The 25358-nt window shown below is 66.7% G+C and carries 20 protein-coding genes and 3 pseudogenes; 10 read left to right on the top strand and 13 right to left on the bottom strand.

Features of this window, described 5'->3' with window-relative positions; all coding sequences use genetic code 11:
- Window positions 1–304 precede the first annotated feature (304 nt).
- Window positions 305–1468, bottom strand: coding sequence for a zinc-dependent alcohol dehydrogenase (locus tag CEK66_RS17800; protein WP_152237802.1), 1164 nt, complete (start codon window positions 1466–1468; stop codon window positions 305–307).
- 155 nt (window positions 1469–1623) lie between these two features.
- Here CEK66_RS17800 and CEK66_RS17795 point away from each other — a divergent pair, with 155 nt between their 5' ends.
- Window positions 1624–1974 carry a nucleotide pyrophosphohydrolase gene (locus CEK66_RS17795; protein WP_152237801.1) on the top strand — a complete coding sequence of 117 codons (351 nt, stop codon included), beginning with the start codon at window positions 1624–1626 and terminating at the stop codon, window positions 1972–1974.
- Window positions 1975–2371: 397 nt separating this feature from the next.
- On the opposite strand, the pseudogene CEK66_RS20445 reads toward CEK66_RS17795, so the two are convergent.
- From CEK66_RS20445 to CEK66_RS17780, 3 genes and pseudogenes are all read right to left on the bottom strand, one after another.
- Window positions 2372–2887, bottom strand: a pseudogene (locus tag CEK66_RS20445) (DUF6496 domain-containing protein); the annotation flags it as partial.
- Between the two features lie 124 nt (window positions 2888–3011).
- A complete protein-coding gene (locus tag CEK66_RS17785) occupies window positions 3012–3584 on the bottom strand; it encodes a phosphatase PAP2 family protein (RefSeq protein ID WP_152237799.1) in 573 nt (190 codons plus the stop codon).
- Window positions 3585–3950: 366 nt separating this feature from the next.
- Window positions 3951–5336, bottom strand: a complete 1386-nt coding sequence (locus CEK66_RS17780) for a DUF763 domain-containing protein (RefSeq protein ID WP_152237798.1) — start codon at window positions 5334–5336, stop codon at window positions 3951–3953.
- A 414-nt stretch (window positions 5337–5750) separates the two neighbouring features.
- On the opposite strand from CEK66_RS17780, the pseudogene CEK66_RS20705 reads away from it, so the two are divergent.
- The 3 genes and pseudogenes from CEK66_RS20705 (at window position 5751) to CEK66_RS17760 (ending at window position 9575) form a co-directional block, all read left to right on the top strand.
- Window positions 5751–6527, top strand: a pseudogene (locus CEK66_RS20705) (DUF4291 family protein).
- A complete protein-coding gene (locus CEK66_RS17765) occupies window positions 6484–7074 on the top strand; it encodes a hypothetical protein (protein ID WP_152237795.1) in 591 nt (196 codons plus the stop codon). The pseudogene CEK66_RS20705 and the gene CEK66_RS17765 overlap by 44 nt, the downstream one beginning before the upstream one ends.
- 218 nt (window positions 7075–7292) lie before the next feature.
- On the top strand, window positions 7293–9575 hold the full coding sequence (locus CEK66_RS17760; RefSeq protein ID WP_152237794.1) for a glycoside hydrolase family 3 N-terminal domain-containing protein: 2283 nt from the start codon (window positions 7293–7295) through the stop codon (window positions 9573–9575).
- Between the two features lie 368 nt (window positions 9576–9943).
- Here the strand turns inward: CEK66_RS17760 and CEK66_RS17755 are convergent, their stop codons facing one another.
- Window positions 9944–12460: an excinuclease ABC subunit UvrA gene (locus CEK66_RS17755; protein WP_152237793.1), complete on the bottom strand. Its 2517-nt coding sequence runs from the start codon at window positions 12458–12460 to the stop codon at window positions 9944–9946.
- Between the two features lie 135 nt (window positions 12461–12595).
- Complete coding sequence (locus tag CEK66_RS17750) at window positions 12596–13237, bottom strand: HD domain-containing protein (RefSeq protein ID WP_152237792.1); 642 nt, start codon at window positions 13235–13237, stop codon at window positions 12596–12598.
- A 227-nt stretch (window positions 13238–13464) separates the two neighbouring features.
- On the opposite strand from CEK66_RS17750, the gene CEK66_RS17745 reads away from it, so the two are divergent.
- From CEK66_RS17745 to CEK66_RS20435, 6 genes are all read left to right on the top strand, one after another.
- Window positions 13465–13926 carry a GNAT family N-acetyltransferase gene (locus CEK66_RS17745; protein ID WP_152237791.1) on the top strand — a complete coding sequence of 154 codons (462 nt, stop codon included), beginning with the start codon at window positions 13465–13467 and terminating at the stop codon, window positions 13924–13926.
- Between the two features lie 148 nt (window positions 13927–14074).
- Window positions 14075–14335: a hypothetical protein gene (locus CEK66_RS17740; RefSeq protein ID WP_226978668.1), complete on the top strand. Its 261-nt coding sequence runs from the start codon at window positions 14075–14077 to the stop codon at window positions 14333–14335.
- A 78-nt stretch (window positions 14336–14413) separates the two neighbouring features.
- The gene (locus CEK66_RS17735; protein WP_152181999.1) at window positions 14414–14836 is read left to right on the top strand and encodes a hypothetical protein; all 423 of its coding nucleotides are present in this window, start codon (window positions 14414–14416) and stop codon (window positions 14834–14836) included.
- A gap of 64 nt (window positions 14837–14900) precedes the next feature.
- The gene (locus CEK66_RS17730) at window positions 14901–15497 is read left to right on the top strand and encodes a hypothetical protein (RefSeq protein ID WP_152237807.1); all 597 of its coding nucleotides are present in this window, start codon (window positions 14901–14903) and stop codon (window positions 15495–15497) included.
- A 21-nt stretch (window positions 15498–15518) separates the two neighbouring features.
- Window positions 15519–16100, top strand: a complete 582-nt coding sequence (locus CEK66_RS17725) for a hypothetical protein (protein ID WP_152237789.1) — start codon at window positions 15519–15521, stop codon at window positions 16098–16100.
- Window positions 16101–16245: 145 nt separating this feature from the next.
- Window positions 16246–16392 carry a hypothetical protein gene (locus CEK66_RS20435; protein WP_193312703.1) on the top strand — a complete coding sequence of 49 codons (147 nt, stop codon included), beginning with the start codon at window positions 16246–16248 and terminating at the stop codon, window positions 16390–16392.
- A gap of 134 nt (window positions 16393–16526) precedes the next feature.
- On the opposite strand, the gene CEK66_RS17720 is transcribed toward CEK66_RS20435, so the two are convergent.
- From CEK66_RS17720 to CEK66_RS17690, 7 genes and pseudogenes are all read right to left on the bottom strand, one after another.
- Window positions 16527–16838, bottom strand: coding sequence for a hypothetical protein (locus tag CEK66_RS17720; protein ID WP_226978667.1), 312 nt, complete (start codon window positions 16836–16838; stop codon window positions 16527–16529).
- Window positions 16839–17111: 273 nt separating this feature from the next.
- Window positions 17112–20291: a type I restriction endonuclease subunit R gene (locus CEK66_RS17715; protein WP_152237787.1), complete on the bottom strand. Its 3180-nt coding sequence runs from the start codon at window positions 20289–20291 to the stop codon at window positions 17112–17114.
- Complete coding sequence (locus tag CEK66_RS17710; RefSeq protein ID WP_152237786.1) at window positions 20291–21862, bottom strand: restriction endonuclease subunit S; 1572 nt, start codon at window positions 21860–21862, stop codon at window positions 20291–20293. The genes CEK66_RS17715 and CEK66_RS17710 overlap by 1 nt, the downstream gene beginning before the upstream one ends.
- A complete protein-coding gene (locus CEK66_RS17705) occupies window positions 21859–22272 on the bottom strand; it encodes an HI0074 family nucleotidyltransferase substrate-binding subunit (RefSeq protein ID WP_152237785.1) in 414 nt (137 codons plus the stop codon). The genes CEK66_RS17710 and CEK66_RS17705 overlap by 4 nt, the downstream gene beginning before the upstream one ends.
- Window positions 22273–22285: 13 nt before the next feature.
- On the bottom strand, window positions 22286–23830 hold the full coding sequence (locus CEK66_RS17700; protein ID WP_152237806.1) for a class I SAM-dependent DNA methyltransferase: 1545 nt from the start codon (window positions 23828–23830) through the stop codon (window positions 22286–22288).
- 446 nt (window positions 23831–24276) lie between these two features.
- Window positions 24277–24650: pseudogene (locus tag CEK66_RS20835) on the bottom strand (hypothetical protein); the annotation flags it as partial.
- Between the two features lie 148 nt (window positions 24651–24798).
- Window positions 24799–25329, bottom strand: coding sequence for a MarR family transcriptional regulator (locus CEK66_RS17690; protein ID WP_152237784.1), 531 nt, complete (start codon window positions 25327–25329; stop codon window positions 24799–24801).
- Between the last annotated feature and the right edge of the window lie 29 nt (window positions 25330–25358).

Genomic DNA, 25358 nt, shown 5'->3' with positions numbered 1-25358 from the left:
TTGACAAGAAGCGGACGGGCCACTCCCGCTTGGCCGCCTGACAGCGACGGCGGGAAAAACTTATCCCGAGCCTCGGGGCGGCGCGTCTACATCGGAGCAAGGTGAAGGAGGTGTGAAATCTTCACCTGCTCGCGACGGACGGTTGGCGCTATGTCCCCCACTCGCGCCAGGCAGGCCGAACGCCCATGCCCAGGCGCGCAGGACCGCCTCGCAGGTGGTGCAACGCACCATGCTTTACGCCCGTTCCGACACCTTCAGGCGCGGGCCCGGGTGACCCGCCATGGGGCACCCGGCCACACCCCGGTCACGGCGTCAGGATCACCTTGCGGCAGTCCTGCTCCTTCTTGTCGAAGATCGAATACCCCTGCGCCGCCTCGGCCAGGCTCAGGCGGTGGGTGATGATCTCGTTGGGCCGCAGCCGGCCCTCGCCGATGTGCTCCAGCAGTTCGGGCATGAAACGCTGCACATGGGTCTGGCCCATCTTGAAGCTCAGCCCCTTGTCGAAGGCGTCGCCGAACAGGAAACCGTGGATGAAACCGGCATACACGCCCGGCACGCTGACCGTGCCACCGCGGCGGGTGGCGGCGATGCACTGGCGCAGCGCCGTGCCGCTGCTGCCTTCCAGCTTCAGCGTGGCCATCACCGTCTCCACCGTGCTGCCCTTGGCTTCGAAGCCCACCGCGTCGATGCTGGCGTCCACGCCACGCCCGTCGGTCTGGCCGACGATGATGTCGGCCGGATCGTCGATCTCCTCGAAGTTCAGCGGAATCACCCCGTAGGTGCGCTGGGCGAAGTCGAGCCGGTACGCATAGCGATCGACCACGAAGATCCGCTCGGCGCCGAGCATGCGGCAGCAGGCCGCGGTCATCAGCCCGACCGGGCCGGCGCCGAAGATCGCCACGGTACTGCCCTGACGCACGCCCGCGTTGACCGCGGCCTGGTAGCCGGTGGGCAGGATGTCGGACAGGAACAGCACCTGCTCGTCGTGCAGCACGTCCGGCACCACCAACGGGCCGACATTGGCCTTGGGCACGCGCACGTACTCCGCCTGGCCACCGGCCACGCCGCCGTACAGATGGCTGTAGCCGAACAGCGCCGCCGGCGGGCGGATGCCCTTCTGGTTCAGCGCCGCGCCCTTGCCGGTGTTGGTGGTCTCGCAGGCGGCATATTCGGTCAGGCGGCAATGGAAGCATTCGCCGCAGGCGATCACGAACGGGATCACCACGCGGTCGCCCTTCTTCACCCGCTGCACGTCCGGGCCGACGTCTTCCACCACGCCCATGAACTCGTGCCCGAGCACGTCGCCGGTGTGCAGATCGGGAATCTTGCCGCGGTACAGATGCAGGTCCGAGCCGCAGATCGCGGTGGCGGTGACGCGCAGGATGATGTCGTCGGTCTCGACCAGCACCGGGTCGGGAACGGTTTCCACGCGCACGTCCCGGGTGCCGTGATAGGTCAGAGCTTGCATGGGTAGGTCCTTTCGTCTGCGAACACGTGCCCGCAGTGTCGCCGCCGATGCCGTGCATCGTCGGTGACCACGCCGTGAGTCCGATGTCGCGACCGCAGTGCCTGCGCGCGTGGTTACTGCTTTACCATGCGCCGTCCCCACTGCGAGCCGATGCCATGCCCGACAGCCTCCACGACCTGCAGGCCGCCCAGCGCGCCTTCGCCGACGCCCGCGACTGGGGTCAGTTCCACAGTCCGCGCAATCTCGCCGCGGCGCTGTCGGTGGAAGCGGCGGAATTGCTGGAGCACTTCCAGTGGCTGGACGATGCGCAAAGCCGGCAACTGTCTGCAGAAAAAAAGCAGCAGGTCGGCAGTGAGATCGCCGACGTGCTGCTGTATCTGGTCCAGTTGTGCGACAAGCTGGAGATCGATCTGATCGACGCCGCGCAACGCAAGATGCTGGCCAACGCCGCCAAGTATCCGGTGGAGCGCGCCAAGGGCCGCATCACCAAGTACACCGAACTGTAAGACCCCGGCGAGTCGCGCCGATCGCGGATGCGTCGACGCGCGGCGGTGGCATCCGCCGCCGCGCGCCATGGAGCGACTAGCCGCTCGAGCGCGAACTGCGTGTGCGCGCGGACGATGTCTTGCCTGCGCGCTTGCCGGTCTTACGCTTGCTGGATGCGCTCTTCTTCGCTGGCGTCTTCCTGGCGACCGAGGTTTTCGCCGTCGACTTTTTCGACGCTGTCTTCCTGGATGCCGTCTTCTTCGATGCCGTCTTCTTCGTCGCAGCCTTCTTGGTCGCAGTCTTCTTTGCCGAAGAAGTCTTGCTCGCCGCCTTCTTGCTCGCCGCCTTCTTGCTCGCGGCCTTCTTGGCCGGCGCCTTCCTGGCCGAAGCGGTCTTCGCCGAGATCTTCTTCGCGGCGGCCGTCCGCGTGCCGGCCTGTTTGGCCCGGGTCTTCGCGGCCTTCTTGGCCGCGCTCTTGCGCACCGTCGCCCCCTTGGTCTGCGCGGCCTTCTTCGCCGCGGCCGAGCGGCTGCTGGCACTGCGCTTCTTCGCTGCGCGCTTGGTCTGTGTCGACAGCGCCTCGCTGCCCACCGTCTGCGTTGCGCTCTTGCCCTTGCTGGCGGTCTTCAGCGCCTTCTTGGCGCCGCGCGAGCGCGTTGGCGACGGCTTGGCCTGCTTGCCGCCCTTGGCCTCTTCCTGCGCAACCTTCTTCCTGGTGGCTTTCGACGCGGTCTTCGACGCGCCGGTCTTGACCCCGGCGCGGCGCGCCTTGGACAGGCCGATGGCGATCGCCTGCTTGGTCGACTTCACCTGGGTCTTGCCCTCGCGCACGCGGTCGATTTCCTCGCGCACGAACTCGCCGGCCTGGGTCGTGCCGGCCTTGCCTTCGCGCTTGGCGCGGCGCGCACGGGTGGTGGTGGATTGCTCCGGCATCGATACATCTCCTGAAAGCGGCCACGACGGCCATCGGCTCCGGGTGTAGCAACGCGCAGGTCAAGAGCAGGCATACGACAGGCGAAGCGCACGTGCATATGCCTGCACGCGGAAGACGGCGCCATCAGCTGTCGCGACCGCACAACGCCGGCGAATAGGTCTGGATGGCATGCTGGATCGGCGCGTGTCGTCCGTACATCAACGCGCCGACCAGGACCACCGACACGATGGCGTACATGCGCAGGCGCGCGGGCAGCTGCGGCGCACCGCGCCACTGCAGATAGCACGCCGTCGCCGCCGTCCCGACCACCACACCGGCCGCGACCTCGGACAGGCTGTGCGCTCGCGCGTAGACGCGGGCAATGGCGATCACGCTGGCGATGGCGAAACCGCAGGCGATCGCCAGCCGCGGCCGCGGACGCGCGCGCAGGCACAGCATGCAGGCCATCGGCCATACGCAGGCGGCGAGCATGGTGTGTCCACTGATCACCCGGAACTGCAGCGCGCGCAGTTCCACCCCACAGCCGGCGTAGAGAATCTTGGTCGCCCCGACCAGGGCGGCGGCGCTCGCCAGCAGGCCAAGCCACGTCGCCGCGGCACGCCATCCCGCGCTACCCAGCGCCAGCCACAGTGCGCAGACGAGCCCGAGCGGCAGCGTCATCGCCGCGTCGCCGAAGTTGCTGATGGCAGACCACATGCTGGGGAAAACGTCCTTCGGCGTACGCGTCGTTCGGAGCCACCGACACCGTGCGCCGGGGCGGCCATGATACGGGCGATCGCTCGAACGGGAGGAACCTGGCACGCGCTCAGACCGCGTCCCCTCCTCCGACCAGCACTATGGCATGACAGCGGACTCCCGGAGAGGCGCAACCGTGATCTTCTGCGCGAGTGCCGACGGCAACGCTGACCACAAGTCCCTGCTTGTGGGAGGGACTTCAGTCCCGACTGCAACGAGGTCGGTTGCGCAGATGGACTGGCGCATCGCGGGCGAATCGCCGTCGACGCCTGCACGACACCCGACAGCCGGTTCGATCGCGTCGTACCCAGGCCACTAGCCGAGCTCTTACTTTGCGCGTGCGGTGCGTCTCTCCGCCACAGCCTCCGGCGCAGGCTCCCAGCCGAACACGCTGCGCCCGCCATAGGCGTGCGATTGCGCGCGCTCTTCGGCGATGTAGTCGTCCACCGACGGCCCGCGCGCGGCCGGTTCGAGCAGGCGCGCCTGCGCGTCCAGGCGGCGGATCGCGTCCAGTTTCTCTTCGCGGCCCAGCTTGGCCTGCGCCACCGCCGTCTTGAGCACGCCGATGGTGTGGTCGTAGACCCGCGTCGGCACCGGGAACGGATGCCGGTCCTTGCCGCCATGGGCCAGCGAGAACCGTGCCGGATCGCTGAAACGGCACGGCACGCCGTGCAGCACCTCGGCCACCAGCGCCAGCGCGCGCACCGTGCGCGCACCAACGCCCGGCACCTGCAGCAGGTCGGCGAAATCGCGCGGCCCGCATTCGGCAGCGGCGGCCAGCGCACCGTGCAGTCGCCGCACTACGATGTCGCTACCGCGCACGTCGTGGTGTTCGGGCAGCGACAGATGCGGCAGGTCGGCCGGCCGGCGCTCGGGCACCGTGGCGGCCGCCGGCGCGAACAGGTCGCCGGTCTCCGCGAACAGCGCATCGGCGGCCGGCGCGGTGGCGCCCCGCCCCTGCGCGGCGTGGGTCGGCGCCGTGGCGGCCGATGCCGGCGTCTGCGCGGCCTCCAGCGCGGCGTATTCGCGGGCGATGCGCTCCGGTGCCAGCGTCTGCAACAGCTCCACCTGCGCCGCACGCGCGGCGGCGGCGCGATGATCGGCGAGATTGACGATGCGGCCCTGGCGCGGGCCGTCGATCGCCGCATGCGGTGCATCGACGAAGCTGCTCAGGCCTTCCGACAGCCAGTGGTAGCGGCGTGCCTGCTTGCGCCCACCGTGCATGCCCTGCTGCACCACCACCCAGCGCCCGTCGTCGCTGACGATGAAACCGTGCAGGTACAGGTCGAAGCCGTCCTGCACCGCGGCGCTGTCGACCTTGGCCACCAGGCGGCTGACCCGCGCCAGTTCCGCGCCGTCCAGGCCGGTGCGCTCGCCCACCGCCTGCAGTTCGTCCGGCGTGGCCCGCGAATGCCGCCCACGGCCGCCGCACACGTGGATGCCCAGTTCGCCGGACAGCGGCGCCAGGCCGCGCTTGAGCGCGCCCAGTACGCTGGTGGTGATGCCGGAGGAATGCCAGTCCATGCCCATCACCGCCCCCAGCGACTGGAACCAGAACGGATGCGCCAGGCGCCGCAGCAATTCGTCGCGGCCATAGCTGTGCACGATGGCCTGGCACATCACCGCGCCGAGCCGGGTCATGCGCGCGCCCAGCCAGTGCGGCACGCGACCGCCATGCAGGGGCAGATCGGCGCTGCCGGAACGTCGGCTCATGGGGGGCTCCGAGGAACGGGGTGCGCCAGGGTAGCCAGTGCGGGTCTCAGCGCGCGAGTCTGGAGGCGAGCGCAGGCTGAGTGATTCAGTGCGGCCGCACGCGCGAAAGCACCCAGGGCGCTGCATGGATCGGCCCTGCTCGTTGCGTGTCCCGCTGGGCATGCCTTTCGACGACGCCGGCGGGCAACTGGATCCCACAGGAAGTCAGCGCCGCTCTCACGGCGGCAAGCACCTCCGCGCAAACGCGCCTGCCGTCGAGGCTTCAGCCCTGACAGGAGGCGTTACGGCTGGCGTCCCGATCCAGGCGAACGCATCGCGCGGCGTCCGGCCGGCACGGGAGACGCGGCAGCGGATCGACGACGTTGCTGCGACGACGTAGGCTGCGCGACGCCGCATCCCCTTCCCTGCGCTGCCTTGCGGCTCACTTGGCCGCGCCAGGGCCGTGACGTCCTGTCGTGCTTCGACACCGATGCGATCGATGTCTACCAGGTGGATCGCCCTGCGATTGCGCAGTTCGCCCTGGACCACCAGCGCTTCGGCGACGAGTTCAGCTACGACCGGATGAGCTGGATCAAGCCGAATTTTCTGTGGATGATGTCCCGCGCCGGTTGGGCGCGGAAGCAATGACAGGAGCGGATCCTGGCGATCCGGCTGCCACGCGCCTGCTTCGACCCCCTACTGCGTGCCACGGCCCCGTCGACATTCGATCCGGCGCGCTTCGCCAGTCAGGCCGCATAGAAAGACGCGGTCCAGCGGTCCGATGTGCGCCTGCATTGGGACCCCGACCCTGCGCCCGACGGCAGCGCGCTGCCGCGTCGCGCACTGCAACCGGGCCTGCGCGGCCAGACGCTGCGCCAGTACGGCGAACGGCAGGCCATCTCGATCACCGATATCGCCGATTTCGTACACGTGCAGGCGGCCAACCTGCAGCACGGCGAAGCGTCGCGGCAGGTGTCGTACGAGCTGGTCCACGTGCCGCAAGCCAGCGCGGCGCAGAACATCGGGCTGGACAACCAGCCCTGTCGTCGGCCGCAGCGCCGCACGCGCCAGGTGCCCGTTGCAAGCGCTGCCGGCACGGCATCACGCACACGGCGCACGACACGCGCCGGGCATAATGCGCCTCAGGTCGACTGTCGCCACACGCCCGATGTCCTACGCCACCCTCCGCACGCTGCTCGCCTCCTGGGGTGAACTGCGTCCGCAACCTGCATCCGACTGGCAGGGCACGCTGCCGCTGCCACAGGTGCTCGCCGACTTCTATGCGCAGGTGGGGCCATGGGGCGACATCCACGACGCCACGGCCGGCCCGACCGGCCTGTCGCTACAACTCGGCGGCAACCCGCTCGACATTCCGCCGTTGTGCAAGCTGTGGGCGCTGCAGGCCGGCTACCGCTGGAACGCGATCGACGGCAAGCCCATTGCCGCCTGGCGCGACCACTGGCTGGTGATCGCGGACCAGGGCGCGGACCCTGTCATCCTCGACACCGCCAACGGCGGCGTGCTGTTCGCGTTCCACGGGGCCGGCGCATGGCGCCCCCGACCGCTGGCCGCCAGCCTGGAGATCGCATTCGGTGGTCTGGCGACCATGGCCAACACCATGGCCGAACTCGGCGATGCCGCATTCGACGACAGCGCCGCGCTGTGCGCCACTGCCCGCAACGCGGTCGCCGCGTCGCTGGCCGCCTATCTGGGCAGCGACGTCGAGGCCGCGCGCTTTCTGGAAACGCTGGATTGGTAGCGGGCTGAGCAAGCAAGGCGCGGCTGGGCCAAGCGCGACGTCTACGCCCACGTTGGCGACGGCATCGCCCCTGCCGGTCGCCCCATCGCGATCACGCGGCTGCACGGTGATGTTCCAGGGAGCGCGCCTGCCGACCCACGATTATCGTGCACCGCATCACAACTTCTCGCTCCCGATGAGGTAGCGTGACCATCGGGGTCCAAACAGGGGATTTGCCGATGACGTTTCGTACCACGCGGCGCGGGCTGTTGCTCGGCGCCGGTTCGTTCGCGTTGCTGTCGCACGTGCCGATGGGCCTGGCCCTGCCGCGCGCGCCGGCGAAGACGCCGGCCTTCATCGATGCGCTGATCGCGCGGATGACGCCGGAAGAGAAGGCCGGGCAGCTGACCCTGTTCGGTTCGGCGCAGCAGACCGATGCGGCGGCCGCCGCCAATCCGGTCAACGTGCGCCCCACCGCCGAGGGCCAGTTGGCCGCGGCGCGCGCCGGACGCCTGACCGGCATCTTCAACGGCTCCAACGTGCGCTGGCACCAGCAGTTGCAGCAGGCCGCGCTGGAAAGCCGGCTGAAGATCCCGATGCTGTTCGCCGCCGATGTGATCCACGGCTTCACCACCGTGTTCCCGGTGCCGCTGGGCGAAGCCGCCAGCTTCGAGCCGGAGCTGGCGCAACGCACCGCGCGTGCCGCCGCACAGGAAGCCAGCGCGGTCGGCATCGACTGGACCTTCGCGCCGATGGTCGACATCGCCCGCGATGCGCGCTGGGGCCGCGGCGTGGAAGGCAGCGGCGAGGACGTGCTGCTGGGCCGGCGTTTCGCCGAGGCCCGCGTGCGCGGCTTCCAGGGCGAGGGCATCGACCATGCCGATGCGCTGGCCGCCTGCGCCAAGCACTTCGCGGCCTATGGCGCGGCCGAGGCCGGCCTGGACTACAACACGGTCGACATCTCCGAGCGCACCCTGCGCGAGGTGTATTTCCCGCCGTTCCAGGCCGCCTTCGGCGCCGGCGCGGTGACCACCATGGCTTCCTTCAACGAGCTGTCCGGCGTGCCCGCCACCGCCAACACCTGGCTGCTGAGCCAGGTGCTGCGCGGCGAGTGGAACTACAGCGGCCTGGTCGTCTCCGACTACACCGGCGACCTGGAACTGGTCGCGCACGGCTACGCCCGCGATGCGCGCGACGCGGCGCGGCTGGCGTTCTTGGCCGGCGTGGACATCAGCATGCAGAGCGGGCTGTACCTGCAGCACCTGCCTGGCCTGGTCGCCGACGGTGCGGTGCCGATGGCGCGGCTGGACGACGCGGTGCGCCGCGTGCTGCGCTTCAAGGCCGCGCTGGGCCTGTTCGACGACCCGTTCCTGCGCATCGTGCCCGAGCGCGCGCAGGCGCGGCAGCGGCGCCCGGAGACGCTGGCATTGGCGCACGAGGCCGCACGCAAATCGGTGGTGCTGCTCAAGAACGAGGGCGAACTGCTGCCGCTCAAGCGTCAGGGCCAGCGCATCGCGCTGATCGGGCCGATGGCCAGCAACTGGGTGGAGAGCGCTGGACCGTGGACCCTGTTCGGCGGCGACGACAGCGGCAACGACCTGGCCACGGCCCTGCGCGCGCAACTCGCCGATCCGGCCGCGTTGCAGGTGGTGGAAGGCTGCGCGTTCGAACACGCACTGCCCGGCGGCGTACAGGCGGCGGTGGCCGCGGCGACCGCCGCCGACGTGGCGATCCTGGCGATCGGCGAACCGCTGCGCTACTCCGGCGAAGCGCAGTCGCGCACCGACATCAGCATCCCCGGCGCGCAGCAGTCGCTGCTGGCCGCCGTGGCGGCCACCGGCACGCCGGTGGTGGTGGTGCTCAGCAACGGCCGTGCGCTGGTGCTCGACGGCGCGGTGCTGGACGCGCCGGCGATCCTGGTCAGCTGGTTCCTCGGCTCGGCCTCCGGGCCGGCGCTGGCCGACATCCTGTTCGGCGTGCACGGCCCCTCCGGGCGCCTGCCGGTGAGCTTCCCGCACGAATCCGGGCAGTCGCCGTACTACTACGCGCACAAGCCCACCGGTCGCCCGGATCCGCGCCCGAACGCGCTGACGCCCTTCACCACCCACTACCGCACGATCTCCAACACCGCGTTGTTCCCGTTCGGCCACGGCCTGACCTATGGCCGCATCGAGTACGGCGAACTGACCTTGAGCACGTCGCGGCTGGCCGCCGGCGGCACGCTGAAGATCGCCGCACGCATCCACAACCGCGGCCACCGCGACGCCGAGGAAGTGGTGCAACTGTACGTCCGCGACCGCAGCGCCAGCATCACCCGCCCGGTGCGCGAACTGAAGGATTTCCGCAAGGTCGCGGTGCCGGCCGGCGGCAGCGCCAGCGTGGACTTCGTGCTGCGCCGCGAGGATCTGCTGTTCGTGGGCCAGGCGCTCAAGCCGACGGTGGAACCGGGCCAGTTCGATCTGTGGGTCGCGCCCTCGGCGCAGGCACCGGGGCTGACGGCCAGCTTCGAACTGCTGGGCTGATCGCCGCAGCCTCGGCAACCGCTGGCGGTGGCGGCCACGCGGTCGCCACCGTGGCCGGCGCGTGGCCAACGTGGGCGGCATTTCACGTCGGCGGCACTGCGGGCTGTCGCGTCACGATGCGCGATGCGCGATGCGGCATGAGACCTCATCGCGGGAGCGGCTCCAGGCGGTTTTGAGACTACACGGAGCCCTTCCCGCAGAGCCGTGCGGAGCCTTACCAGGGTGCACTGTGGGAGGGACTTCAGTCCCGACGCTTTGCAGGGTCAGGCACCCGGCAGGCTTCGCTCGCTGCGACTGCATCATCGTGCATTCCGGCATGCCCTCGCCGTGTCGGAACTGACGAAGACCACGCGCCGCGACGTGCGCGCCTACCCCGCCAATTCCGCAGCCAGGAAAGGCGCCGTTCGGCTGCCTGCATGCGTCGCCACCACTCCCGGCACGCCCGCCGCCACGACCTTGCCGCCCGCACCGCCCGCGCCTGGTCCCATGTCGATGATCCAGTCGCTGGCCGCGGCCACGCGCATGTCGTGCTCCACCGCCACCACGGTGTTGCCCGCCTCCACCAGCCCGTGCAATTGCCGCAGCAGCGTGTCCACGTCGGCCGGATGCAGGCCGGTGGTGGGTTCGTCCAGCACGTACACGGTGCCGCGGCGCTGTGCGCGCTGCAGCTCGCTGGCCAGCTTGATCCGCTGCGCCTCGCCGCCGGACAGTTCGGTGGCCGGCTGGCCCAGGCGCAGATAGCCCAGGCCCACCTCCATCAGCACCTGCAGCGGCCGCGCGATCGCCGCATCGTCGGCAAAGAAATCCAGCGCCTGCGCCACGGTCATGCGCAGCACCTGTGCGATGTTCTGGCCGCGCAGTTCGATCTCCAGCGTCTTGGCGTTGTAGCGCGCGCCATGGCAGGTGGGGCACGGCGCATACACGCTGGGCATGAACAGCAGCTCCACGCTCACCGCACCCTCGCCTTCGCAGGTCTCGCAGCGGCCCTTGGCGACGTTGAACGAAAAGCGCCCGGCGTCGTACTTGCGCTTGCGCGCTGCCGGCGTGGCCGCAAAACGCTTGCGCACATGGTCGAACAGGCCGGTGTAGGTCGCCAGGTTGGAGCGCGGCGTGCGCCCGATCGGCGCCTGGTCCACCTGCACCAGCCGCCGCACGTGTTCCAGGCCGCCGGCAATGTAGCCATCGGTGGCGACACGCGCACCGCGCTCCAGCGGATCCAGTTCCTCGTCCGCCTCGGCCGGCGCCTGCCCCAGTTGCGTGCCCAGCAATTCCACCAGCGCCTGGCTGACCAGCGAGGACTTGCCCGAGCCGGACACGCCGGTGACCGTGGTGAACACGCCCAGCGGGATGTCCACGTCCAGCGCGACCACGTTGTTGCGGCTGACCTCGCGCAACTGCAGCCAGGCCTCCGGCGAGCGCGGCGCATGCGCAGCGGCGTGCGGTTCGGCGAACAGGTAGCGGCGCGTGGACGAGGCCTGCACCTGCGCCAATCCCACCGGCGGACCGCTGTACAGCACCTGCCCGCCGTGCTCGCCGGCACCGGGGCCGACATCGACGATCCAGTCGGCATGACGGATCACGTCGATCTCGTGCTCGACCACGAACAGCGAATTGCCAGCGCCCTTGAGTTGGTCCAGCGCACCCAGCAACGCCTGCGTGTCGGCCGGATGCAGGCCCGCCGACGGCTCGTCCATCACGTAGACCACGCCGAACAGTTGCGAGCGGATCTGCGTGGCCAGGCGCAGCCGCTGCAGTTCGCCGGGCGACAGCGTCGGCGTGCTGCGCTCCAGGGTCAGATAACCCAGGCCCAACGCCTCCACCACCTGGATCCGCGCCAGCAGGTCCTGGGCGATGCGCTGCGCGGCCAGCGCCTGCTCCGGATGCCGCGATCGGCCCTGCAGGCGGCCTTCCGCCGCGGGACGCAGCAGGTCGGCCACCTCGCCGAGCGGGCGCTGCGACAGTTCGCCGATGTCCAGCCCGGCGAAGGTCACCGACAGCGCCTCGCGGCGCACCCGCTTGCCGTCGCAGCTGGGGCACGCGGTGCTGATCAGGTATTGCGCCACGCGTTTCTTGATCAGCACGCTCTGCGTGCTGGCGAAGGTATGCAGCACGTAACGGCGCGCGCTGCTGAAGGTGCCCATGTACGCCGGCTCCTGCTTGCGCTTGAGCGCATGCTGGGTCTCGGCCAGGGTGAAGCCGGGATACACCGGCACGGTCGGTTGCTCGTCGGTGTACAGGATCCAGTCGCGGGTCTTCTTCGGTAATTTCGCCCACGGCACGTCGACGTCGTGGCCGAGCGTGGTGAGGATGTCGCGCAGGTTCTGCCCGTGCCAGGCCGGTGGCCACGCCGCCACCGCGCGTTCACGGATGCTCAGCGAACGGTCCGGCACCATCGACGCCTCGGTAGCGTCGTAGATGCGCCCCAGCCCATGGCAGGTGGGGCAGGCGCCGGCCGGCGTGTTCGGCGAGAAGCCGTCGGCGTGGATGATGTCCTGCCCCGGCGGATAGGTGCCGGCACGCGAATACAGCATGCGCAGCGAGTTGGAGATGGTGGTGACGCTACCGACCGACGAGCGCGTGCTCGGCGCACCGCGATGCTGCTGCAGCGCCACCGCCGGCGGCAGGCCGTCGATGGCGTCCACGTCGGCGACGCCGGCCTGGTCGATCAGGCGCCGCGCATACGGCGAGATCGAATCCAGATAGCGCCGCTGCGCCTCGGCGAACAGCGTGCCGAACGCCAGCGACGATTTGCCGGAGCCGGACACGCCGGTGAACACCACCAGCGCATCGCGCGGCAGCTCCACGTCCACATCCTTGAGGTTGTGCTCGCGCGCGCCACGGACGCGCACGAAGCCGGAAGCGGCGAAAGCGGGAGGCGTGGACATGGGCAGGACCGGCAACGCGAAGGAGCGCGCAAGCTTAGCCGGTCGGCTGCCATGGGCGTGTCGCGGCGACTTTGCTGCGGCGTGTTCAGCCCGCTATCGACGCAGAACGGCGCGCCTTCGCCGGCGACGCAAGTCTCAGCTCAACGCAGGCGCCACCAGCGTGTCGGCATCCTCGTCGCGCGCGGCCAGCGCCTGCATCCGCGTCACCGCACTGGCGAACGCGCGCAGCACCGCCACGCCGCGTTCGGCATAGATCGCATGCAGCGCCTGGTAGTACCACAGCGTGCCGTCGCGGCCGGCGGTGAAGCGCTCGAACACCGCGGTGCCGACCTCGGGGTCTTCCAGGTCGGCGACGATGCTGCGCGCGTTGTAGAGCTTGTCGCAGGCCGACACCAGCAGCACCGCGTCCGGGGCCTCGGCCAAGTGCGCCAGGTACGCCTGCTTGCGGATGCGCCAGTCGCGGCGCTTGGCCGGCACGTCCGCGGGCACCGCCTTGCGCTCGGCCGTGGCGTCGGTACACGCCATCACCATGTCCGCCACCGCCTCGCCGAATTGCGCGCGGATCACGCCCTCATGGCCGGAACCGCAATCCTCCACCACGTCGTGCAGCAGCGCCGCGATCGCCTGGTCCTCGTCGCCGCCGGCCTCCAGCACCAGCGTCGACACGCCCAGCACGTGGCTCAGATACGGCACCGTGCCGCCCTTGCGGAACTGGCCGGCGTGGGCGATGCGCGCGTAGTCCACGGCGCGCGCGTAACGTTCGGTGAGAGCGGTCATGCGGCGATCCTGACGGAACAGTCCGGCATTATCGCCAAACTTGCCGGCGTGAGCGCGTGGAGACGCGGGTGGACGTGGCTGCTGTTCAAGCCGCGTGTGGCGTCCCATTGCGTGCGTGATGGGCCGACAGCCCGCACGGACGCGGGCTGCCGCGCAGCCCTGCCCTAGTCCAGGCGCGTTCCCCGCTTACGCTTCCCTGTTCCCGCACCACCGCAACGCTCGCACGCATGAACGTCCGTCATCTCGACCGGCACGCCCCGGAACTGCCGCAGATCGCCGCCTGGTACCACGCGGCCTGGGGTCGCGAGGCCGGCTTCTCGCTGGACGACGAACTGCGCCAACTGCAGCGCGCCTCGGATGCGCATGGCCTGCCGCGCGTGCTGGCGGCCTTCGACGGCCCTGAACTGATCGCCGTGGTGCAGTTGAAAGACCGGGAAATGGACGCCTTCCCGCAATACCCGTACTGGCTGGGCGGCATGTACGTCGCCCATGCCTATCGAGGGCGCGGCATCGCCGGTCGCCTGCTCGCGCATGCCCTGGCAGACGCCGCGGACCTGGGCCTGGACGCCCTGTACCTGCAGACCGAGCACTTGGACGGCGGCCTGTACGCCCGCCACGGCTGGCAGCCCGTGCAGGAAGCCGATTCCTACGGCACCCACGTGTTACTGATGGTCCGCCAGGTCGGCTGAGCCAACGCCAGCGGGACCCGGGGCGCCTGCACATTACTTTTCCCCCGCGCCGCGTTAACGTGGCGCTTGGAAAGATAGGGCGTCAGCCACCAACCGACCGCTCGATCGACAGACACGCATGAACGCAGCGCCGAGGATGCAACCCACCATGATCACCGACACCGCCCACGCCGTGGACGACACCGCCACCGACAGCGCCCCGACCACGCCCGCGCGCCGTGCCGCCATCTCCGGCCGCGCCGCCGCGCACAGCGTGTACCGCTCGCCGCTGTCCGCCGACGACGCCAGCAGCGACGCGCTGCGACTGCGCGAACAACGCGCCAAGCGCGCGGCACAGGTCGCCGCCGTCGGCACCGTCGCCGCCCTGGCTGCCGTGGCCCTGATCGCCTGGCGTCGCGCACGGCGCTGACCGCGCAACAGCCCAAGACGCATCCGGCATCATGCGCCGAGCAGGAAGCTCGCCACCGCACACGCAAGGAACGTCCTCATGACGCCATGGCACCGCATCGCCCAATTCGCCGGCCTGGCGCTGGTCGCCAGCGCATGCAGCATGCCCTCTGCCACCCGCAAGACGCCCACGGCCTCGGCGGTGATGAGTGTCCCGGCCGAGCTGCCCAACCAGCGCCTGTTCGACTGCGCCGAATCCAGCATCGCCACCCTGTCGGAGACGAGCAGCTCCTGGCCCAAGGTCACCCGCGAAGACCCGGCGCGAGGCATCCTGGAATCGGGCGATTTTCCGGAAACGAACCGCAGCGGTTTTCGCCTGCGCCTGGAGCGCCCACCGGGCGCCAACCAGGCCAGGCTCGCCCTCAAGGGCGCCGGCGCCTATTTCGTCGACCTGGGTGTCGACAAGGCGATGCAGGATCTCAAGATCGCGCTGGACCGCTGTATCGCCGCGCAATCGCAGTGAGCCCGAATAGGACACGGCAGTTCTGCCGCCCGCGCCATCACAGCGATCAAGGAAGGACATGACCATGCCCAGTTACGCCATCGAAGCCCGCTCGCTCGGCGTCATCGGCATCGCCGGCCACGCCTTCTGGGTGCTGCGCGATGAACACGGCAAGGCCGTGGCGGAACTGCACGGCCTGGCCACCGATCGCCAGACCGGCCAGGCCATCCCCATCGGTACCGACCAGACCCGGCACTCGCTGCGTGCCTGGCACTACCCGCACGATCCTGCCTATGCACGCTCCATCGGCGAGAAGGTCGACAGCACCACCTACATCCGCGACGACCAGCCGGCGCGCACGGTGGCCACGGGCGACAAGCACGAGATCCTGGAGCGCTGGAATACCGCGGTGCGCGCCGTGCCGGAACTCAACGCCCAGGACCGCGACTATCCGAACTACGGCTTCAAGGTCTTCGGCGACACCGTCAACAGCAACTCCGCCTACCGCACCTTCGGCGAGCTGATGAAAGTGCGCGTACAGCGCTTCCCTGGACGCCTCGAACCGGGCATCGGCCACCGCATGCTGTCGCCGGAACGCACCGAGGAACTGCGGTATCACGCATCCAAGAGGCTGAGGCATGATGGTCTAGTTCGGCATGCGATGCATCCACTTTCGCAGTGACGTCGAGGAGGAGTACATACGATGAAAAGAATTGAAAAAATCTTACTCGCCTTGACGCTAACCGTTTGTTCAACCTCCTGTGCAACCACTGGCCTGGCAGCCGACACAAGCCAAGGAAGAAACATGAACTCCAATAATGAAATGACTGCAGCCGATCTTGGACATCGCTTCCTATCGATGATCGAGAGCACGCATAATTTCAACGATCTATCTGCCAAATCGATTCAGTCTGCCATTGGAGCAACCTTCGAGGGAGACGAAAAATCGGGGGCTTATGCATTCAAATTGCCAGATGGGAAGTGGCTATACGGAATAACGTACAACTTGGACAGCAAACTTCAGGAATACTCGAACGTAACGATTGAACTGATCAAGGCGGCCAATTCAGTCGATGAAAGCAACCTTCCTTGCGACCTTGGGCTTGACGAATACGACCACGCCCTGAAGGCGGCGGGGTTCAGTACCAGGCCGAATACACAAAACGAGATCCACGGGCTGTTGGCGCTGCATTACACGCGAAACGACATGCATGTGCAGATCGTCCCGCAGCGGCAGAATACGACCTGCGTCAAAGCCGTCAGCGTCGAGAAATTCGGGGAGTGACCGGGATGGCAAACGCTAACACTCCGTTTGGGACGACCTGAAGATTGCCGCCAACACGCCTACCTCAACCTTGGACAGCGGCGAGGTGGCGCATCTGTGGCGCACCGGCCACCCATCGTCCGATCCTGCCGCGCACCGCGCGCACATGCCTATGCAGGAAGCGCTGGCGGTGCCGACGGAACAGCGCTTTGCGCAGTTGGAGGCGGTGCAGCAGCAAGCCAGGACCGAGGAACTGCAGCGCAGCCAGCAGCAGCCCCTGCAGGCGCAAGCGACGCCGCTGCGTTCGATGTAGACGCCGCAGACCCTACCACCGAGCGCCAGCATTGGCACGACCGCAGGGGCGCCACCGGCCACGCGCGCGGGGTTGCACAGCAGCGGTGTGGCCACCGATCAAAGCCACAACGCATGGGCCGAACGGCGATGCGTCTACCGTAGACGATGGCCGGGCGCCCCGCTCCCGGCGTCATGGCCCGGCGCCTGATAGGGGAACTGACGCTGCGCCGGCCACGACACCTCGCGCAGCACCATGTCCAGCTGCTCTGCGAGCAGTTCCATGCACACCGCCAGCTCGCCCGCACGCACCTTCGGGGCGGCCTCGCGTTCCTCGGCCACGCTGCGTGGCGCTGCCAGTCTCGCGAGGAACTTGATGAACTCGCCCAGCCGCACCAGCCGGAACTGGCTCTCTTCGGGCAGAAAATAGCCCGCCATTTGAAGATCGTCCGTTCTGTACTCCGACATCGTCGCCTCTCCTTCCATGAAGTGGCCGTCCGCCGCCAATGGCGGACGGGAAGTCGGGAGGCTAGAAACCGCGAACAGCCGGCGGGCTTATTCCCCTTGCGGGTGTTGTATTCACCGCCCTCCCGACGCAGAACGTCGCGTCGGTTGCACCTGCGAAGCATGCAGGCACAAAAAACCCACCGGTTTGTCGGAGGTGGGTACCGCTGTTCGAGGAGTTTCTAGGCTCCGTTTAGTAATCTTGCTACCAGCAGCAGCCGACGTCAATCTCCCAGCTCACGAAACCCAGGACGCGGATAGCGCCTCTGCCTGCCGCAGCACCACTTGCACAGCCGCGTCCTGCAAGTCGGGCGGATAGCCATATTTGCGAAGAATGCGTTTCACCAGCACGCGCATCCGCGCACGCGCAGAATCGCGTCGCGCCCAATCCACCGATACGCTGCCCTTCAGGCTGACCAGTAATTCATGGGCGATGACCCTGAGATTCTCGTCGCCCATCACCTGGACAGCCGACGCGTTCTCGGCCAGCGCATCATAGAACGCGATTTCATCTGCGCTCAGACCTTGCTCCTCGCCGCGCGCGCGCGCCGCGCGAATGTCCTTGGCGATCTTAATCAGCTCCTGCAACACCTCGGCCGTGGTGATGGCATTGGCGTGGTAGCGGGCAATGGCGTCCTCCAGGCGCTGCGAAAACGCCTTGGTCTGCACGATGTTGCTCTGGCTGCGCGAGCGGATGCCATCGTTGAGCAGCTTGCGTAGCGCTTCCAGCGCCAGGTTCTTCTTGTCCAGTTGCTGCATTTCGGCGAGGAATTCGTCGGAGAGGATGGAAATATCCGGCGACTGGATACCTGCGGCCTTGAGGATATCCACGATCTCGGTGGACACCACCGCGCGGCTGACGATCTGGCGGATGGCCAGGTCGCGTTCCTGCGAGGTCAGTCCCGAGCCGCTCGCGCTCTTGAGCAGCGCCTCGCGGATGGCCTGGAAGAAACCGACCTCGTCGCGGATGGCCGCGGCCTGATCGGATGCGGCCGACAGCGCATAGGCACGGGACAGGGCCAACACCGCGTCCCGGTAGCGCCGGTGCGCGGCCTTCTTGCCCTCCTCCGTGGTTTCCAAGGCAGCCCATTGCTGCTGCCGGTCCAGAATCCACTCGATGGCGCCGGCCATCATCGCCAGGCGTTGCTGCGGGGTGCCCTGCAACGCGCCGAGGTAATCGAAGCCGTGGTACATGGCACGCACCACCTCATAGCGCTCCAGCAAGTGCGCAATGGCCTGGGCTTCGTCGATGCCTGTGTTTTCCCTGTCGCGTGGCGAATACTGCGCCAGGGCGGATTTGAGGTTCTGCGCAATGCCGATGTAGTCGACGATCAGGCCGGCCGGCTTGTCGCGGAACACCCGGTTGACGCGGGCGATGGCCTGCATCAGGCCATGGCCCTTCATGGGCTTGTCCACATACAAGGTATGCATGCACGGTGCATCGAAGCCAGTCAGCCACATGTCGCGCACGAGCACCAGCTTCAACGGGTCGCGCGGATCCTTGGCCCGGCGCGCCAGCGCATCGCGGCGCGCCTTGTTGCCGATATGCGACTGCCATGGGCCGGGGTCGCTGGCGGCACCGGTCATCACTACCTTGACCACGCCCTGCGCATCGTCGTCGCTGTGCCAATGCGGGCGCAGCTTGATGATGGCCTCATACAGATCCACGCAGATTTCCCGGCTCATGCACACCGCCATCGCCTTGCCATCCAGTGCGGCAAGGCGCTCCTCCAGGTGTGCGACCAGATCCTGGGCGATCAGCGCCAGGCGCTTCTCACTGCCGACCAGACGCTCCACGGCAGCGGCACGGCCCTTGAGCTTCTCCTTCTCGTCGGTGTCGGCGCCCTCGAACAGCGCTTCCACCTCGTCATCGAGGGTGGGCTTCTCGTCTTCGTTCAGCTCGATGCGCGCCAGGCGCGATTCGTAGTAGATCGGGACGGTAGCGCCGTCCTCCACCGCACGGCTGATGTCGTAGACGTCGATGTAGTGACCGAACAGCGCTCGCGTATTCACATCGGCGGCCTCGATGGGCGTACCGGTAAAACCGATGAACGAAGCATTGGGCAAGGCGTCGCGCATGTACTTGGCGAAGCCATAGGAGATGTCGCCGGTTTTCCTGTCCAACTTGGCCTTGAGACCGTATTGGCTGCGGTGGGCTTCGTCGGCAATGACCACCACGTTTTGGCGCAGGGTCAGCGGCTCGGCCACTTCGCCGAACTTCTGCAGGGTGGTGAAGATCACCCCACCACTGGCGCGCGCCAGCAGGCGCTGCAGATCCTCCCGGCTCTCGGCCTGCACCGGCGTCTGCCGGACCAGGTCCTTGCACATCGCGAACGTGGCGAAGAGTTGATCGTCCAGGTCGTTACGGTCGGTGAGCACCACCAGTGTCGGATTGTGCATGGCCGGGTGCTGCACCAGACGCCCGGCGTAAAAGGCCATCAGCAGGCTCTTGCCGCTGCCCTGGGTATGCCAGATCACCCCGGCCTTGCGGTCGCCGCGTGGCTGCGTACGGGCGCTGGGCAAGCCGTAATGGGCCGGATCTTCGGCCACGCCGGCAACGGACGCGCGGATGGTCGAGGCCAGTGCCAGATTGACCGCGTGGTACTGGTGATACCCGGCGATGAGCTTCGCCAGCCCCTGGCCGGTTTCGCCGAACACGGTGAACCAGCGCAACAGGTCGAGAAAACGCCGCGGCGCGAACACGCCCTCGATCAGCGTCGGCAGTTCCGGCTGGCCCTTGGGCAGAATCTGGGTGCCGTCGGTGGTGCGCCAAGGCATGAAGCGCTCCAGATCGGCGGACAGCGAACCGATGCGTGCGGCGATGCCATCGGAAGTGACCAGGACGGCATTGCTGCGAAACAGCGCGGCGATCTGCTGCTTGTAGGTCTGCAACTGGTTGAACGCGCCGACTAGGTTCGCCCCGGCACTGCCGGGCGCCTTCAGCTCGATCACCGCCAGCGGCAGGCCGTTGACGAACAACACCACATCCGGCCGGCGCTGGCGCGCGCCGCCGATCACCGCAAACTGGCGCACCGCCAACCAATCGTTGTTGGTGGGGTTGTCGAAATCCAGCACGCGCGCCTTGCCGGCGCTGAGCTGGCCGTCGGCGGCAAAATATTCGACGTCGACTCCCTCGATCAGCAGGTGATGAATACGGCGGTTTTCTTCCAGCAGGCTGGGCAGCTCGTGCTGGGTCAGCTTGCGCACGGCTTCCAGGCGCGGCTGGTCCGGCAAGTGCGGATTGAGACGCGCCACGGCGCTTTCCAGGCGCTTGTGCAGGATGACCTGATCATGGCTGTCGCGCTCCGGCGTCTTGCCGTCGGGGCCGATCTGCTCATCGCTTGTGGTGGACCAGCCAAGCGCCGCGAGCTGTTCGATCAGCCCCTGTTCGATTGCGGCTTCGGATAGAAACGCCATCAGGCAGTCTCCGCCAGGCGTTCGGCGTCCTTGATACGCACTTCACCGGACATCAGTTTGGGTAGCAGGGTGTCGCGTAGCTGGGCGAGAGCCTTGGACTGTAAGGAGGTCTTTATCATTTGCTCGAATAGAGGAGCAATTGTGCAATCGAAACTCTCCATCGCTTCAGGCGATGGAACAGCGATTTTAGCGTCTGTAAGGTGCTTGCGCTGAATATGCCCCATCGTAGTGGCTTTACTAGCTGCAATAGCTCGGAAGTCCGCCAAGTATTGACGCGTTGCAAAATAGTAGAACCACTTAGGCACTTTGCCAGAAGTCACTTTGAATAAATGTTGGTTCAACGCCCCACGCCCTCCCGTCCAGACCTCCACCTCTAGAGAACCTGACCAAGAAAATAATACGTCACCATCTTCGACAATATACTCAGACTTTAGCTGTGAGCTTGCCTTGTCTGCATTATTTGTATTGCCGGCACGTAGTTGTGCAATCTTGATAACGGGCAGAAACTCGGATTCGCTCTCAGGTGGGAATCTCTGCAGTGCCAAGCCATTGAGATAGTCAGCAATCGAGTCAAGCGAAGCGACTTGCCATCCCTGCGGAATCGAGCCCAGCTCTGACTCCTGCAGATTTTCCGTTGCCACCCCATCGAAATCGACAAACCAAGATTTGAATAGGCTACCGGCCATGGACTCCAGCGTTTCTTTCATACGCCGGTTGAGTTCGATTCTGTCGTCAAGCGTACTCAGCGCATTAGCTATAGCTTTTTGAAGCCCTAATGGCGGAAGCAAAAATCTAAATGCACGTATTTGATCTGGACTTATATGAGGAACAACAGTACCCGTTTGCACACTCAAAATATATTGAGTGAATTCTTTGCCAGCAATAATATAGCGCAAAAAACCTGTGTCCAGACCAGCACTCCCTCGCAGCCTTGCGGTTCGCTGAACAAGAAGCAAAGGAATATCTTCCGAACCAACAGTCGCATACTTCAGACCAGCTTCAATCCATGGCCTATCCATCGCCAAAACAATATCACCTAATTTAAGCCAGTAATCATCCAGTCCATTCGCCATTTCACTTGGCCAGCGACGAGTATTATCCCAGCGCAGCCTTCCTTGCGCGATATTATCCCCGCCAATCAACCTTGGCGCGGTCGGACTGTCAGTATAATGCTGGCTTTTGAATGGATAGCCGGTCATCAGATTTGCGACCTCGCCCAGTAAAACCTCTCGCCACTCCTTCCCAGCGGCTCCATTTTTCTCTACCTCCTGCAACACAATCCGATCCCTCTCGATGATCTTCCTAAACGTCTCACTGGTTTCTGCCCAATCGACGATATCCACCTTCCACGGCAAGTCCGATTCGGAAAAGTCCTCGGCCAGAGCGGCGCTGGTGGCCAGCGGCAGCGGGCTGTCGGTGATGATGGCCAGATCCAGGTCGGAAAATTCCTTGGCCGTCCACTTGGCGCGGGAGCCGAAGGCCCACACGGCATACTGCGGCACATGGCGCTGGAGAATGTCGCGGACGATGGCCCAGTGGTCGGGGCGAATGTCGATCTGGGGTTCGCTCACGCCTGGGCATCCTGCAACTGTTCGAGGAGGTGGGCCGCTTCGCGCTGGAAGTCGGGAATACTGGCCACCACTTCCAGGGCGATGGCTTCATCGTAGGTGTGGCTGGTCTTGGCGCGCATATCGCGAAAGCGCCGCCAGTGTGGCCAGTCGCTGAGCAGCAGGCCACGTTCGTTGCCGCTGCGGATCAAGTCCTGAAAGCCGATGCCGTCCAGCTCGGCGGAGTTGGCCGAGCTGGCTTCGAGATGGCGCTTGAGCATCTTGTGGCTGATTTCGTAGGTGAACGCGAAGCGCTGGATCAGACCATCGCGGATCTGTGTGTCGCTGATGTCCTGCTGGTAGCGCGTCCAGCCTTCGTCCAGGCGTTCGATGGCGCGCTGCAATGGGGTCAGGTCGAGGGTTTCGTCTGCCATGCCGGGCCTCCGCTCAGAATCCGAGGGCTTTGAGGTTGTGTTCGATGGCCGCATCGAGCTTGGCGGCCTGGGCCTGTTGTTCGCGCCATTGCGCGGCCAGGCGCTGCATCTTCTGCGCGAAGGGTTCGTCGTCTTCCTCCTGCGCGGCGGCGCCGACATAGCGCCCCGGGGTGAGGACGTGACCATGCTTGCGCACGTCGTCGAGCGAGGCGGCCTTGCAGAAGCCGGGAATGTCGGCGTAGGGGCCGACCTCCGCTTCGCCACGCCAGGCGTGGTAGGTGGCGGCGATTTTGGCGATGTCGTCGTCGTGCAGTTCACGGCGGGTACGGTCGACCAGGGCGCCCATGCTGCGTGCGTCGATAAACAGGATTTCGCCACGGCGGTCACGCAGTTTGCTGTTCTTCACCAGGCCGTTGCTGCGGTCCTTGGCCAGGATCCACAGGCAGGCGGGGATCTGCGTGGAGTAGAACAGTTGCCCCGGCAGGGCGACCATGCAGTCGATCACGCCGGCTTCGATCATGGCCTGGCGAATCTCGCCTTCGCGGCTCTGCTGGCTGCTCATCGAGCCGTTGGCCAGCACCACGCCTGCAAAGCCGTGGGGGGCGAGATGGTGGAGGATGTGCTGCAGCCAGGCGTAGTTGGCATTGCCGGCGGGCGGCGTGCCGTAGGCCCAGCGCACGTCGTCGCGCAGGCGCTCGCCGCCCCAATCGGAGATGTTGAACGGTGGGTTGGCGAGGATGAAGTCGGCCTTGAGGTCGCGCAGTTCGTCCTTGTGGAAGCTGCCTTCGTTGTTCCAGCGGATGTCGCTGTCGATGCCGCGCACGGCCAGGTTCATCTTGCACAGGCGCCAAGTGGTGTAGTTGCTTTCCTGGCCGTAGATGGCGATGTCGCCGATGCGCCCGCCGTGTTCATCGACGAACTTTTCGCTCTGCACGAACATGCCGCCGCTGCCGCAGCAGGGATCGTAGATGCGTCCTTTGTAGGGTTCGAGCATTTCCACCAGGGTGCGTACCACGCTGCGCGGGGTGTAGAACTCGCCGCCGCGCTTGCCTTCGGCACCGGCGAACTGGCCGAGGAAGTATTCGTAGACGCGGCCGAGCACGTCTTTGGATTTGTCCCCTCTTTCGTTGAGGGCGATGCCGGAGATGAGGTCGATCAGCTCGCCGAGCATCACCTTGTTCAGTGCCGGGCGGGCGTAGTCCTTGGGCAGCACGCCTTTGAGCGATTCGTTGTCCTTCTCGATGGCGCGCATGGCGTCGTCGATCAGGGTGCCGATGCTGCTCTGCTTGGCGTTGGCCTGCAGGTGCGACCAACGGGCTTCCTTGGGCACCCAGAAGATGTTGTCAGCGAGGTACTCGTCCTTGTCTTCGGCGGCTTGCGGGTCTTCTTGCGTTAGCGCTGCGTGGCGCGCCTCGAAGGCATCGGAGATGTACTTGAGGAAGATCAAACCCAGGGCGACGTGCTTGTAGTCGCTGGGTTCCATGTTGCCGCGCAGCTTGTCGGCGGCTTTCCACAGTTTGTCGGCGTAATCGAGTTCGACTGCGGGTTCGTGCTTGATGGGCGCACCTACCGGCTTCGCTACAGGGGGTGTTGCGACGGACTTGCCTTTGGGCGCCGCTGGCGCTGATGCGACTGCCACCAGTGCCACCGATCCGCCCCGCCCGCGGCCGACACGGATGCGCCCATCATCGACGAGGTGTTGCTTGATGCGTTGGTAGGTACTGTCCTGCCAGCCCAACGCCTCGCACAGGCGCTGGTTGCCCGCCTGACCTCCCAGGGACGCCAAAGCAGCGAGGAAACGTTGAATGTTCTGTTCGTTGGAGGTCACGGCATGTTCTCTTGATCGCGCGCGCCCGCCCGCACGATGCTGTGCAGACGCTCGACGACGACGCGTGTGCGGTCGGCGTCGCTGACGAGCCCAGGCAGGCAGTTGATGAAATCGGGATGGGCCAGCAGGCCAGCGACGATGGCAGCCACGTCCTGCCGCAGCGGATGCGCTGCGGCGGCCAGTTCCTCAGGTAGTTCCGGGCGCCCATCGACGATGTTGAGGACGTCTTCCAGGTCGTGGCTGGAAAGGAAATCCCCTTGCCACGGCTGAGGAAGGCGTCGAGCTTGGTCGCAACAAAGGTCGGAGCGGCGATCAAACGAATGCGCAGCCCGTTGGCCAGCACCACGTGCTGCGATGTCGCGATCGCTTCGCCGTACCAGCGGTTGCTGAAACCCAGGATCGAGGCATCGGTGGGCATCAGGTCGAATACAACGCCCGAGGCGGCATGCCGCCAGCGGCAGATCACGCCACTGGCGGCATCGCGGACGAAACCGCGCTGTTCGAGCTGGGCTTCCACCCGGTAGAACTGCGTCAGGCTGTCGGCCTGCACGATGGCATCGACATCCAGCGTGACGCGCACGCCTTCGGCCAGGGGATCGGTCAACAGCAAGCCTGCGGTGGAGCCACCCACGAAGACGACCTGCTCGCGCAGCTCCCCAAGGGCCAGGGCCACCGCCTGCAGATGCGGCAGATTGGGGTCAGGCCGCTGCATCGTGCGGCGTCAAGGCATCGCCGAGCAGTTGCGCGGCCAGTGCGCGCTCGCGCGCACGCCCCATGCGCAGGGCATCCAGCAGCGCGAGCAGGCGATACAGGCCGGCGTCGGCCAGCGCCGCCTGCGGTGCGGTGCGGTAGATCGGCGACACCGATGGACCGCGTGCATTGCCTTGCGGATGCGCCCACACCGGGGTGTCGCTTTCGCTGTGCAGCAGGCTGGCGAGCGGCTCGGCGGCATGCGCGGTGGCCACGCCGCGCCTGACCGGGCCGATCTCGGCCGGGAAAGCGTAGCGGACACCATGCACCAGAAATTCCTGCAACGCCGGGCGGACCGGCGACCAGTCGCCCCTGCCACGGGTGATCGCCAGGCCTGCCACGGTGGCGCGCTTGACGCTGGCGTGGACCTCCGCCGCGCTCATGGCCAGCTCCTGCGCAAGCGCAGCGAAGGTGAACTTGCGCGCGGGATGGGCGCAGACCTTCAGCACCACCAGCAACTCTTGAGGTTTCAGTTCCATCGCCAGTATTCGCTATTCGCGAATAGCGA

It is taken from the genome of Xanthomonas sp. LMG 12460 (assembly GCF_009192895.1).
GTDB classification, from domain to species: domain Bacteria; phylum Pseudomonadota; class Gammaproteobacteria; order Xanthomonadales; family Xanthomonadaceae; genus Xanthomonas_A; species Xanthomonas_A sontii.
This window is presented reverse-complemented; position numbering and strand designations above follow the sequence as displayed.

What these genes read in the sequence shown, in the direction of transcription:
- CEK66_RS17800 (WP_152237802.1), bottom strand. Translation starts at nt 1,468, where the DNA reads ATGCAAGCTCTGACCTATCACGGCACCCGGGACGTGCGCGTGGAAACC.
- CEK66_RS17795 (WP_152237801.1), top strand. Translation starts at nt 1,624, where the DNA reads ATGCCCGACAGCCTCCACGACCTGCAGGCCGCCCAGCGCGCCTTCGCC.
- CEK66_RS17785 (WP_152237799.1), bottom strand. Translation starts at nt 3,584, where the DNA reads ATGTGGTCTGCCATCAGCAACTTCGGCGACGCGGCGATGACGCTGCCG.
- CEK66_RS17780 (WP_152237798.1), bottom strand. Translation starts at nt 5,336, where the DNA reads ATGAGCCGACGTTCCGGCAGCGCCGATCTGCCCCTGCATGGCGGTCGC.
- CEK66_RS17765 (WP_152237795.1), top strand. Translation starts at nt 6,484, where the DNA reads ATGTCCTACGCCACCCTCCGCACGCTGCTCGCCTCCTGGGGTGAACTG.
- CEK66_RS17760 (WP_152237794.1), top strand. Translation starts at nt 7,293, where the DNA reads ATGACGTTTCGTACCACGCGGCGCGGGCTGTTGCTCGGCGCCGGTTCG.
- CEK66_RS17755 (WP_152237793.1), bottom strand. Translation starts at nt 12,460, where the DNA reads ATGTCCACGCCTCCCGCTTTCGCCGCTTCCGGCTTCGTGCGCGTCCGT.
- CEK66_RS17750 (WP_152237792.1), bottom strand. Translation starts at nt 13,237, where the DNA reads ATGACCGCTCTCACCGAACGTTACGCGCGCGCCGTGGACTACGCGCGC.
- CEK66_RS17745 (WP_152237791.1), top strand. Translation starts at nt 13,465, where the DNA reads ATGAACGTCCGTCATCTCGACCGGCACGCCCCGGAACTGCCGCAGATC.
- CEK66_RS17740 (WP_226978668.1), top strand. Translation starts at nt 14,075, where the DNA reads ATGATCACCGACACCGCCCACGCCGTGGACGACACCGCCACCGACAGC.
- CEK66_RS17735 (WP_152181999.1), top strand. Translation starts at nt 14,414, where the DNA reads ATGACGCCATGGCACCGCATCGCCCAATTCGCCGGCCTGGCGCTGGTC.
- CEK66_RS17730 (WP_152237807.1), top strand. Translation starts at nt 14,901, where the DNA reads ATGCCCAGTTACGCCATCGAAGCCCGCTCGCTCGGCGTCATCGGCATC.
- CEK66_RS17725 (WP_152237789.1), top strand. Translation starts at nt 15,519, where the DNA reads ATGAAAAGAATTGAAAAAATCTTACTCGCCTTGACGCTAACCGTTTGT.
- CEK66_RS20435 (WP_193312703.1), top strand. Translation starts at nt 16,246, where the DNA reads ATGCCTATGCAGGAAGCGCTGGCGGTGCCGACGGAACAGCGCTTTGCG.
- CEK66_RS17720 (WP_226978667.1), bottom strand. Translation starts at nt 16,838, where the DNA reads ATGTCGGAGTACAGAACGGACGATCTTCAAATGGCGGGCTATTTTCTG.
- CEK66_RS17715 (WP_152237787.1), bottom strand. Translation starts at nt 20,291, where the DNA reads ATGGCGTTTCTATCCGAAGCCGCAATCGAACAGGGGCTGATCGAACAG.
- CEK66_RS17705 (WP_152237785.1), bottom strand. Translation starts at nt 22,272, where the DNA reads ATGGCAGACGAAACCCTCGACCTGACCCCATTGCAGCGCGCCATCGAA.
- CEK66_RS17690 (WP_152237784.1), bottom strand. Translation starts at nt 25,329, where the DNA reads ATGGAACTGAAACCTCAAGAGTTGCTGGTGGTGCTGAAGGTCTGCGCC.